This is a genomic window from Arthrobacter sp. TB 26, from assembly GCF_000427315.1.
Taxonomy (GTDB): domain Bacteria; phylum Actinomycetota; class Actinomycetes; order Actinomycetales; family Micrococcaceae; genus Arthrobacter.
Window position 1 is genome coordinate 8666 of the sequence record NZ_AUPJ01000311.1, and the last position, 11185, is coordinate 19850.

Consider the following 11185-nt stretch of genomic DNA (forward strand, 5'->3'; position numbering starts at 1 on the left):
CCCCGCCGGTGGACCTGGCGGAGGCGCTGGACGCCGTCGCCGAGGACGTCATGGCCGGCTACTCGCCCCGGCACGCCCTGCAGGAATATCTGCGCCGCGGCGGCCGCAATCGGGAAGGCCTGGACGACCTAGCCGGCCGCGTCCAGCAACGGCGCAAGGACCTGCTGGGCCAACACAAGCTAGACGGCACCCTCAACGAAGTGCAGAAACTGCTGGAGACCGCGGTGCTGGAGGAACGCAAACAGCTGGCCCGCGACGTCCGGATGGACGACACGGACCGCGCCTTCCGGGAGTTGCAGCTGCAGAACCTGCCCACATCCACGGCGGCGGCGGTCAATGAGCTCGCCTCCTACGACTGGCAGTCCAGCACCGCCAGGGAAGCCTACGAGCGGATCAAGGACCTGCTGGGCCGCGAGATCCTGGACCAGCGGTTCGCCGGGATGAAGCAGGCACTCGAGGGCGCCACCGAGGAGGACCGCGCGGCCGTGGCCGAGATGCTGCAGGACCTCAACGAGCTCCTCGACAAACACCGCCGCGGCGAGGACACGGACGCGGACTTCCAGGAGTTCATGGCCAAACACGGCCAGTACTTCCCGGAGAACCCGCAGTCCGTCGAGGAGCTGGTGGACGCGCTCGCCCAGCGCGCCGCCGCCGCCCAGCGGCTAATGCAGTCCATGTCGGCCGAGCAGCGCGAGGAGCTGATGCGGCTCTCCGCCCAGGCGTTCGGCTCGCCCGAGCTTATGGCACAGCTGGGCCAACTCGATGCCAACCTGCAGGCGCTGCGCCCCGGCGAGGACTGGTCCGGCTCCGAACGCTTCGAGGGCGAGGAAGGGCTGGGGCTCGGTGACGGCACCGGGGTGCTGCAGGACCTCGCCGAACTGGACGAACTCGCCGAACAGCTCTCCCAGTCCTACAACGGCTCGCGCCTGGACGACCTGGACCTGGAGGCCCTCGCCCGCCAGCTGGGACAGGACGCGGCGGTCTCGGCCCGCACCTTGGCGGAGATCGAACGGGCCATGCACGACGGCGGCTTCCTCCAGCGCGGCGCCGACGGCGACCTGAAGCTCTCCCCGCAGGCCATGCGGCGGCTCGGCCGGTCGCTGCTGCGGGACACCGCCAAGCAGCTCTCCGGCCGGCAGGGCCGTCGGGACACCCGCGTTTCCGGGGCGGCGGGGGAGCAGACCGGCTCCAGCCGGCCGTGGGAGTTCGGCGACGCCGAACCGTGGGACGTCACCCGCACCATCACCAACGCGATCCGCCGCACCATCGCCGACGGCGGCGACCCGCGCCACGGGCTGCGCCTTGCCGTGGACGACATCGAGGTGACAGAGACGGAGGCGCGGACGCAGGCCGCCGTCGCCCTCCTGGTGGATGTCTCCTTTTCGATGGCCGCGGAGGGGCGCTGGGTGCCGATGAAACGCACCGCGCTCGCCCTGCACCATCTCGTGTCGACCAAGTTCCGCGGCGACCGGCTGCAGCTGATCAGTTTCGGCCGCTACGCGCAGACCATGGACATCGGCGAGCTCACGGCCCTGCCGGCCCTGCGGGAACAGGGCACCAACCTGCATCACGGCCTGCTACTGGCCGGCCGGTTTTTCCGCCAGCACCCGTCGATGCAGCCCGTCCTCCTGGTGGTGACCGACGGCGAACCCACCGCGCACCTGGAGGCCGACGGCGAGTCCTGGTTCTCGTATCCGCCGGACCCGGAGACCATCCGGGTCACGGTCGCCGAGCTGGACCGTCTGGGCCGGGCCGGCACGCAGGCAACGTTCTTCCGGCTCGGGAATGACCCGGGCCTGGAACGGTTCGTTGCCCGGATGGCCCGCCGGATCGACGGCCGGGTCGTGGCGCCCGACGCCGGGGACCTGGGGGCCGCCGTCGTCGGGGAGTACCTGCGCGCGCACTTCCGCGGCCGCCCCTACGACGACACCGACTGGGCGCAATAGACCAGCGAATCCGTCGCCGGACTGGCTGATCGGACGGGAGCCACTGCCCAGTAGTGTGAGACGTTACTGTCGGTAGCCGTTGCTACCCTTCGAGGACAATCACTGAATATTGGGGGAACCATGTCTGACTTGTCATCCGGCCCTGCGCGCGAACCGGAGAAACCTCGGAAGAGGCCTGCATGCTTCGCTAGGCAAATCGCTTTGGCGAGCACGAGACTCTTCGTCATTGCGACTCTCGGAAAATAGGGGAACCCGTGCGTGAAATGAGCTTCACCGCCATCGACTTTGAGACGGCCAACAGCCAACGTGGTTCAGTCTGCGCAGTCGGCTTGGCCAGGGTCGTCAATGGAGAAATAGTCGAGCGAGCGTCGTGGCTGATCAAACCGCCGAGCGGATTGGATCACTTTGAGCCCCGGAATGTCGACATTCATGGCATCAGGCCCCAGGACGTTGAGACTGCCCGCAACTGGGAAGAGTCCCTGGCAAGCATTTTCCGGTTCGCCGCTGGCGGACACTTCGTGGCATACAACGCCAGGTTCGATGCGAGCGTCATGAGAGCCGCCTCTGAAGCGACTGGAATTGACCTGCCACAGCACGACTTCTATTGCGCACTGGAACTCGCCCGTGGGCACCTAGATCTCCCGCGTCACAAGTTGAACGACGTGACTGAGCATTTGGAACTTCCGCCCTTTAGGCACCACGAGGCCGGTGCGGACGCGATTGCGTGTGCCAGTGTTGTGCTGGCCATCGCCCGCATGCAACGTCGTCAGTCTGTCGCTGAGATGTGGATGGCGCCGATCGGCGCGAAAAGAACCAAGGCCTCGGAGGCACCTAAGACGCGAACTCCCGCCGGTGGCCAAATCAGCTACACAACCGAGCGGAACCTTCGTCTTGCTGACCTGCCCCAACCCAAGATGAACGCCAATCCGGATCATCCTTTTTTTGGCCACACGTTCTGCTTCACTGGCGAGCTGCAGACTCTCTCAAGGCTTGATGCAATGGCCGCGGTTGCGGAATACGGTGCCACCAACCGTCAGGGAATAACCAAAAAAACGACTTACGTCGTCCTCGGGCGTTCAGATTCTACGCACTCTGCCTCAGCCAAAGATTTGGGCACTTCCGGTAAGGAACGCAAGGCGCTCGACTACATGGTGCTTGGCCAAAGAATTACCATTCTGGGAGAGCGGGAATTCCTTCAGCTGCTAGGAACCCCGACCTTTGAGGAGAAGGTTTTGCCAGCGGCGCCAACAGTTGGTCGGCCCGGCGCACCTAAAGCCGGACCGAAGCCGACGACTGCGAAGCCCGCTCGCCCTTCCGAGAGGACCGCCCAAATAGCTGCCGCCGGTGATTCCGGTGACCATTCGCGTCCAAGGGACCTGAAGCAGTCTTCTGAGGGACCGCGGTGGCTGGTGGCGCTCAAGCAAGTTCTTCGCCTGAAGTAAGTATCGGTAGGATTCAAGCCCGCCTTTCGTCGTCGCTCCATGCCAGACTTTCAACCATGGAGCCCATGGATTGTCTGGTCATCTACGTCCCCACCGAAGCTGCGCAGGCCGTCCGGCAGGCCATGGGTGACGCCGGGGCGGGCAGGCTGGGCAACTACTCGCATTGTTCGTTCAGCGTCGAGGGCACCGGTCGCTTCACGCCGCTGCCGGGCTCGAACCCGGCCACCGGCGCCGTCGGTTCGCCCGAGGAGGTCCCGGAAACCCGGATCGAGGCGATTTACCCGCGCTCCCGACGCAACGCCGTCGTCCGTGCGGCACTGTCCGCGCACCCGTACGAGACGCCGGCGTTCATGACCTTCCCGGTCGACGTCGGCCTGCCGGACGGAACGGGCCCTGTGGCCTAGCGGCTGCTCATCTCACCGAACGGTAAATCCGCACGTTTTCTGTCGGATCGGGCAGAGTTTTTCGTAGTAAGGGTGAGCGGCCGTCCGCGAGGGGCGCCCCAAACCGCAGGAGATGACTCGAAATGCAGTATCTGCTTTCCGTGATCCACGACAAGCTGGACCTTGCCCCGTCGGACGAAATGGCGGCCATCGACGTGTTCAACGACCGCCTCCAGGCCGACGGCCACTGGGTCTTCGCCGGCGGCCTCGGATTTCCCAACACGGCCACTGTCATCGACAACCGGGACGGGGCCGCGGTGGTTACCGACGGGCCCTTCGTGGAGTCGAAGGAGTACCTCGCCGGCTTCTGGATCATTGAGGCCCCGGACCTCGACGTGGCGCTCAAGCTCGCCGCCGAGGGGTCGAAGGCCTGCAACCGGAAGGTCGAGGTACGGCCGTTCCTATGAACGGGTCCGACACCGGGGGAGCGATCATCCAGGCCTACCGCGAGGACTGGGCCCGGCTGGTCGCCGCCCTGACCCNCCCGCCGTTTCGGTGACCTCGATCTCGCAGAGGAGGCGGCGGCCGAGGCGTTCGCGGTTGCCGTTGAGCGGTGGCCGTCTGAGGGCGTCCCCGCCAACCCCGGCGCCTGGCTGACCACCACGGCCAAGCGCAAGGCCATCGACCGGATCCGGCGCGAGAACAAACGCGACGGCAAACACCAGGAGGCCCAGTTGGTGTTCGACAACCTTCCGCACGAGCCGCTCGGCGCGGTCGATGACGACCGGCTCCGGCTGATCTTCACGTGCTGCCACCCTGCCCTCGCGCTGCAGACCCGCGTAGCCCTGACCCTCCGCATGGTCGGCGGCCTGACCGTACCTGAAATCGCACGGGCCTTCCTGGTGCAGGAGAGCACCATGGGGCAGCGGATCACCCGCGCGAAGGCCAAGATCAAGGCTGCCCGCATCCCGTACCGGGTGCCGTCCGCGGAGGATCTCCCCGGACGAGTCTCCAGCGTGCTCGCCGTGCTCTACCTGATCTTCAATGAGGGCTATCTGGCGACCGGCTCCGGCACGGACCCCGTTCGTTCCGACCTGACCGCCGAGGCGATCCGGCTCACCCGCCTGGTCCGCGCCCTCATGCCGGACGACGGCGAGGTGGCCGGGCTGCTGGCCCTGATGCTCCTTACCGAGGCCCGTCGCGCCGCCCGGATCTCGGCAAGCGGCGAGCTCGTCACCCTTGACGAGCAGGACCGGGGAACCTGGGATACGGCCCTGATTGCCGAAGGCCATCGCCTGGTGCGTGAGCGTCTGGCTTCCGGGATGGAACCGGGGCCGTACCAAATCCTCGCCGCCATCAACGCCGTGCACACCTCTGCCCGCGACATCCGCGACACCGACTGGTCACAGGTCGTCGCGCTCTACGACCAGCTGGTCACCCTCGACCCGTCGCCGATAGTCGCGCTCAACCGGGCTATCGCAGTAGGCGAGCTTGACGGGCCGGAAGTGGCCCTGGCCGCCGTCGACCGGCTCGAACACGACTTGGCCGGATATCACGCCTACCACGCCACCCGCGCCGAGCTGCTGCGGAGGCTGGGCCGCAGCGCGGAGTCACGTGTGGCTTACGGCCAAGCCATCGAACTGGCGGGCAACTCCGCCGAGGCCGCCACCCTGAAACGCCGCCGCGATCAGTTGTAGCAGCGCCCGGGTGACTCGCGTCGGGCTACGGCCGGCCGGCCTTGAACCGCACCGGCTCCCCGCCGGACTTCAGAGAGAATTCGTGACCGAGTAGTGGTGCAAGGTGGGCACCCCGGATATGCACGTTGCGGCGCGTCAGGAGCGGGTCCAAGGGCGCTGTTCCCAGCTCGGCGGCGATGGCTTCGAGCGCCTCAACGGCGAATACTGTGACGGCGGCATCCATGTGCGCGGCCTTGCCGAAAAACCGGTCGCCGATGATTCCCTTGCCGGCCACCAGTTTCACCTGCTCGGCATCTGTGGTGGGGACGTCCGCTGCGCCCTCGCGGGCGCGGCCGAAGTAGGCGTGCGCCGGCGACACCAGGAGGTGCAGGATCTCGACGTCGTACCGGTAGCTGGCCGTCATGCCACCAAACTATCGTTTCCGCGGGTCCGACGGCGGGAAGCTGCCGCCGTCGTCGTCGTGCGCCGAAGGATTAAGTCAGGCGCACGCCCGTGGCCCGGGCCAGAGAGTCGACAAGCTCGCTTTGCAGCTGTTGGTCGTAGACGGCGGGGTGTGCTTTCCGCCGGTGTTGATGGTGCCAATAGCCGCCGCTCGTCAGCGCCTCCGGCTCCTCGCTTGTGGCGAGCCATTCCTGGGTGAGGTGCCCCAGCCGCAGGTCGTCCGGCGCTCCGGGGCCACCCATCTTCGTGGGCACCCAGCCGGGGTCGACGGCGTTGCTGAGAACGTCCGGCCATACCCGGGCGACGAATGCGGCAAGGGCGGTGACGTAAAGCTTGCTGTCCGAGTAGGACACGCCCGGTCCCTGTCCGCCCCAATCGATGCCGGAGAGGGCGGCGTGGCCGCCACGGTGCATGCCGCTGCTGAGATAGATCAGCCGGCGCGGGCGGCGGATGAGGGCAGTGAGGACGTAGGGGGCGATGACGTTGACCTGCAGTATATGCGGCCCGTTGAACACGCCCGCGTTGTGGACCACCGCGTCCAGGGGGCCGTCGTGATTGACCTGGTCGGCGACGTCGCGCGTTTGCTCGAGATCGGACAGGTCCCCGACCACGCCTGTCGCCCCGCGGTCCAGGAGGTCCCGAACGGCCGCGAGGCGGTCCGCAGTGCGTGCGTGCACAACGACGTGATGACCGCCGTCGAGAAGGGATTCTGCGGTGGCCCGTCCGAGTCCGTCAGTTGATCCGGTGATGAAGATGCGGCCCATTACGTCCTCCCTTAATGGCTGGCTGGAATACTGGGGAAATGACTCTCGCTGAACTTAATCTCCCGGGTGGTCCCTTCACTCTACGGAAGGCCGGAGCGTCCGACGTCGGACCGGTCCTTGCGCTTCTGGCGGACGACCAACTCCGGGCCGGCGTCGACTCGGCAGCGATCGAGGACCGGGACCCCTACGAGCGTGCCTTTCAGACCATCGACGCCGACCCTGCCCAGTTGCTGGTCGCTGTCGTCACGACGGCACATGAGGTGGCGGCGACCATGCAGCTGACATTCATCCCCGGGCTCGCCCGGGGCGGTGCGACAAGACTGCAGATTGAAGCGGTGCGCGTTCGGTCGGATCTGCGGGGCAACGGCCTCGGAGGCGCCATGATCACGTGGGCGATCAACGAAGGTCGCCGGCGGGGTGCGCAGCTGATACAGCTCACGTCCGACGGGTCCAGGGCCGCCGCGCACCGGTTCTATGAGCGTCTCGGTTTCGAAGCATCGCACGTGGGCTTCAAGCTCTTGCTCTGAGGGCCAACCTCGAAGTACCTAGCCGAACAGGCTCACCACGGCCTGCCCGTCGAGTTCATAAGTCTGTTTGGACAGCGGGGCTAGCGGATGCACGTACGCGCGCGGCCTAAGCCCTCCTAGCCGACGACGCCCGAAGCGCTTCGCCCTTGCCCGAAGGTGCTGGCGTGGGCAACAATGTTCCGGCCGGATCCAGCCAGGTCGAGAGGGATTTCTTCTATGACAGCGCGAGACACGTCCTCGGTCGGTGCGCCGTGCTGGGTCGACACCTGGCAGCCCGATCCCCGGGCGGCCAAAGATTTCTACGGTCAGCTCTTCGGTTGGAGTTTCGACGACCCGGTCCCGATGCCGTCCGGTCTCGACGGCGACTACTACACCGCGCGCCTTCACGGGCAGTTGGTGGCCGGCATCGGGCAGGCACCGCCGCTGTCACCTCCGGGCTGGATCACCCACGTCCGTGTCGCCGACCTCGGGGAATCCTTGGCCCGCGCCGAGCAGGCAGGAGGCAGGCGCCTCGGGCCGTCTGATCCCGGGCCCGATGACCGCTTTGCAGTGCTCGCCGATCCTGCCGGCGTCCCCTTCAGCCTGCGGCAGGCGGGTCAGAACGACGGCGTCGAACTGGCCAATGAGCCGAACTGCTGGGCCATGAGCTCGCTGCACACCCCGGACGTTGGACAGGCCCAGGCGTTTTACGGGGCAATGTTCGATTGGGAGCTCAAATCCTTGCCGGAAGTTCCCTTCTCGCTGTGGCTGCGCTCGGGCCGGGTCGTGGCGGCAGTGACGGCCACCGATGGCGNGGCGAGGTCCCGCCGCATTGGAGCGTTAATTTCGCCGTCGGCGATGCCGATGCCATCGCCGAGCATGCTGTTGCTCTCGGCGGTGGAATTAGGGCTCGACGAGCATCAGGATTGTTTCCGGACGGACGCCGTCGAATTTCATCGCTTCGGCTGCCGCTTCGGACTCCATGATCCGCTGGAAAGTCTCCATGTCGGGGACTTGGGCGATCAGGCCTACACGGTGGCTCTTTGCCGGGTCGATGAACGTTCGAACCGTGATGCCCAGCGGACCGAATACGTCTTTCCTTTTTGGTGAGCTGAGCCAGTGCTCGACGTCGTCGACTTCGTGGAAGATCATTAGTGTTGGCATCGTTGCCTCCGCTTTCTGGGGTTTGCCAGGAGCCGGGCTGGTCAAGGGGCCGCGTCGGGACATCCTGATCACGCTGAACGTACCACGGCCCCGAATGCAGCGGTAGCGGGAAAAATTGACAGTTCGGCCCTCGCAAATCGGCCGCCCGGGGACGACGGCGGGATGTCCCGCCGTCGTCCTGGATGTCTGCAAGGGTCAGGGCCGGCGGAGACTTCCCGTCGATGTCCAGGACGCCGAACTCTTTCGCGACCGCGGCGGCCGCACTCGGCCCGGATCACGTCAAAACGAGCGCAACGTTTCCCGTCGGCGCCTTCATTCCTGGGCGCTGAGGTTCCAGTGGACTCGGATGGCCTCAGCAACTGGGCCAGCGGTGACGTCCACCCGGAAAGCAACGGGCGCGGTCCCTGTCTCCTCGATGACCGAGTCACGGTAAACGCGGCCGCATGAGGGACACAAGGTGTAGAGATCCTCATCCGCAGGCCATTTCGCGAGCCCGGCGGGAACCGGGGCGTTGTCGCCGATGTAGACGGGGACGCCCTGTGAGTTGGCCTGAATCAACCCGTCCTTGCTAACGGTGTTGCCGCATACGCAGGTGATGGTGGTGACATCGTGATCGGTTACATCAGCGGTTTCAGTGTCCATGATGACCTTCCCGGCGCTGGAAGAGACGTTCTGGTACCAGCTTATGCCTGCCGGTCCATGTCATCACCAACATCGCGGCAGGACCCCAAACTCCAACGGCGGCAGGCAATCACTCGAACAAACTCACCACGGCCTGCGCGAACGCGTCCGGGTTCTCCTGCGGAACGTTGTGTCCAATACCAGGAAGGACGCGTTGGCTGTAGGGGCCGGTGAAATAGTCTCTGCTGGCGATCGCCGGAGGGCCGCCGACGCCGTCGTCCCCGCTTTCGAGCACCACGGTCGGAACGGTGATGCGCGGCTCCTGGGCGATCAGGGCCTCGAACCGCTGGTACCGGGGGTCGCCGTCGACCAGTCCGTAACGGTGGCGGTAGGAGTGGATGACGACGTCGACGAAGTCCGGGTTGTGCAGGCTCTGGGCGCTGGCGGGAAACGCCTGGCGTGCGCCAGCCCAGGTGGGCGACCAGGTCCGCCAGAGCAGCCCGCACAGTTCGTCACGGTTTTGGTCCAGCCCGCGGCGGCCCCGCTCCGAGTGGAAGTAGTACTGATACCAGTAGCTTCGCTCCCATTCCGGGTCCACAGGTTCCCCGGATCGCGCGAGGTTGTGCATGTTGTAGCCGCCGACGGTGACGAGCCCGGCAACCCGTCCGGGGTCCAGGGCTGCCACGATGCACGCCGCCCGGCCGCCCCAGTCGTAGCCCGCAACGACTGCTTTCTCGATGTTGAGGGCATCCATGAAGTCGATGAGATCCTGCCCGAGGGCGGCTTGTTGTCCTGAACGGACCGTCGTGGGATCCAGGAAGCGGGTCGGACCGAAGCCGCGGAGGTAGGGCGCGAGCACGTAGGCGTCCTGGCCGGCAAGGATCGGAGCGACGTCGTCGAAGGCCCGGACGTCATACGGGAACCCGTGCAGGAGGATGACCGGGGTCCCGCCCGGATCGCCCGCGGACTCATATCCGATGTCCAGGACGGGAGTCTGGATGCGGCCGAAGGATGTGAAGCTCATACTGACGGGGTCCTCCCTGTTCAGGCTGTGGAACCTAGCGGCTGCTCACCTGGCCGAACAGCTTTGCGATGGGTGCGAGCAGGATCGGACGGGCGGCGTACCATCCGGCCGCCGTGATGGCGATGGCGGCCGCGAAGAGCCAGAACCCGACCCAGTTCACGTCGTCGGTACCGGCGTACATGTGGTTCAGGTTGCGCAGCGCGCCGGTCGCGAACACCAGGAACATGTGGATGAGGATGAACAGCACGAAGAACAGCATCGTCGGGAAGTGGACCGCGCGCGCAGCTTCCACCGGGTAGATCTTGTTCAGCGTCTTCGCGTTCTTGGGCCAGAACTCGCTCATGCGCACACCGGTGATCGCCGCGAGCGGGGCCGCGACGAACACCACGAGGAAGTACATGAGCTGCTGCAGGCTGTTGTAGTTCACCCAGCCGTTCTCTACGGGCCAGTCGAGTGTCATGTACTGCAGGAGCGCCGAGAGCGCGTTTGGGAACACCTCCCAGCTGGTCGGGACGATCCGCATCCAGTGGCCGGAAGCAAACAGCAGCACCCCGAAGATGAGCCCGTTGGCCAGCCACAAGATGTCAAGCGACTGGTGCAGCCACAGGTTGATGCTGATCTTTTTGCCGCCGCGCTTCGGCGTCCAGAACGCCGGCGGCTTCTGCTGGGTGCGCACCTGGTAGCCGGAGCGGATGATGAGCACCATCAGGAAGAGGTTCAGGAAGTGTGTCCACTGCGCCCACCACGGGAAGCCCGGCTCGGCGGTCTCGGGCAGGTGATATTCGCCGGGGTACCGCTCGAGGAACTCCGGCACACCCGGCAGGGTGGTCACACCGCGCGCGGCGAGCACAAGAATCGTTGCGGCGGCCACGGCGCCGACGGCGAGGAGCACGACGCGCTTGATCCACTCGCCCAGGGTTCGCGAACCGTAGAGCTTGGCCGCGGCTTTTGGCCTGACGGGCTGCTCGACGGCGGCTGCCGNCCGGTGCCACGGGTGCCGGGGTGGCCGTGACCGCGGGTGCGCTCGCTGGCGCGGCCGGCTCTGCCTCGGCAACGGTCTCCACCACGCTGGTAGCCGGGGCATGGACCTGGGCGTTGGGTTCGGGAACTCCCTGAACCGCAGGGGCGGCGGCAACCGCAGGTGGTGCAGCGACCGCGGGGGCAAGTCCAGCTGGCGGCCACGGTTCACCACCGGGC

9 protein-coding genes and 3 pseudogenes (1 of these 12 only partly in view) are annotated in these 11185 nt (G+C 66.4%); 7 read left to right on the top strand and 5 right to left on the bottom strand.

The window, feature by feature from the left end:
• The 5 genes and pseudogenes from K789_RS0111730 to K789_RS22955 all read left to right on the top strand — a co-directional run.
• Positions 1-1946: pseudogene (locus K789_RS0111730) on the top strand (vWA domain-containing protein) (it extends 55 nt beyond the left edge of the window).
• Between the two features lie 263 nt (positions 1947-2209).
• On the top strand, positions 2210-3388 hold the full coding sequence (locus tag K789_RS0111735; protein WP_024366932.1) for an exonuclease domain-containing protein: 1179 nt from the start codon (positions 2210-2212) through the stop codon (positions 3386-3388).
• 56 nt (positions 3389-3444) lie between these two features.
• Positions 3445-3792, top strand: coding sequence for a hypothetical protein (locus tag K789_RS0111740; protein ID WP_024366933.1), 348 nt, complete (start codon positions 3445-3447; stop codon positions 3790-3792).
• A 122-nt stretch (positions 3793-3914) separates the two neighbouring features.
• A complete protein-coding gene (locus tag K789_RS0111745) occupies positions 3915-4238 on the top strand; it encodes a YciI family protein (RefSeq protein WP_024366934.1) in 324 nt (107 codons plus the stop codon).
• A pseudogene (locus tag K789_RS22955) lies at positions 4235-5468 on the top strand (RNA polymerase sigma factor). The gene K789_RS0111745 and the pseudogene K789_RS22955 overlap by 4 nt, the downstream one beginning before the upstream one ends.
• 28 nt (positions 5469-5496) lie before the next feature.
• Here K789_RS22955 and K789_RS0111755 read toward each other — a convergent pair.
• Both K789_RS0111755 and K789_RS0111760 read right to left on the bottom strand, forming a co-directional pair.
• Positions 5497-5871, bottom strand: a pseudogene (locus K789_RS0111755) (molybdenum cofactor biosysynthesis protein); the annotation flags it as partial.
• 70 nt (positions 5872-5941) lie between these two features.
• The gene (locus K789_RS0111760; protein WP_024366935.1) at positions 5942-6673 is read right to left on the bottom strand and encodes an SDR family NAD(P)-dependent oxidoreductase; all 732 of its coding nucleotides are present in this window, start codon (positions 6671-6673) and stop codon (positions 5942-5944) included.
• Between the two features lie 38 nt (positions 6674-6711).
• Between K789_RS0111760 and K789_RS0111765 the strand changes: the two genes are divergently transcribed.
• Both K789_RS0111765 and K789_RS22960 read left to right on the top strand, forming a co-directional pair.
• Positions 6712-7200 carry a GNAT family N-acetyltransferase gene (locus K789_RS0111765; protein WP_024366936.1) on the top strand — a complete coding sequence of 163 codons (489 nt, stop codon included), beginning with the start codon at positions 6712-6714 and terminating at the stop codon, positions 7198-7200.
• A gap of 216 nt (positions 7201-7416) precedes the next feature.
• Positions 7417-8289 carry a VOC family protein gene (locus K789_RS22960; protein WP_051181023.1) on the top strand — a complete coding sequence of 291 codons (873 nt, stop codon included), beginning with the start codon at positions 7417-7419 and terminating at the stop codon, positions 8287-8289.
• Between the two features lie 366 nt (positions 8290-8655).
• On the opposite strand, the gene K789_RS0111775 is transcribed toward K789_RS22960, so the two are convergent.
• The 3 genes from K789_RS0111775 to K789_RS0111785 form a co-directional block, all read right to left on the bottom strand.
• A complete protein-coding gene (locus K789_RS0111775; protein ID WP_024366937.1) occupies positions 8656-8985 on the bottom strand; it encodes a hypothetical protein in 330 nt (109 codons plus the stop codon).
• Positions 8986-9094: 109 nt separating this feature from the next.
• Positions 9095-9988, bottom strand: coding sequence for an alpha/beta fold hydrolase (locus K789_RS0111780; protein WP_024366938.1), 894 nt, complete (start codon positions 9986-9988; stop codon positions 9095-9097).
• 34 nt (positions 9989-10022) lie between these two features.
• Positions 10023-11042, bottom strand: a complete 1020-nt coding sequence (locus K789_RS0111785) for a cytochrome b/b6 domain-containing protein (RefSeq protein WP_237739585.1) — start codon at positions 11040-11042, stop codon at positions 10023-10025.
• Positions 11043-11185: the final 143 nt, after the last annotated feature.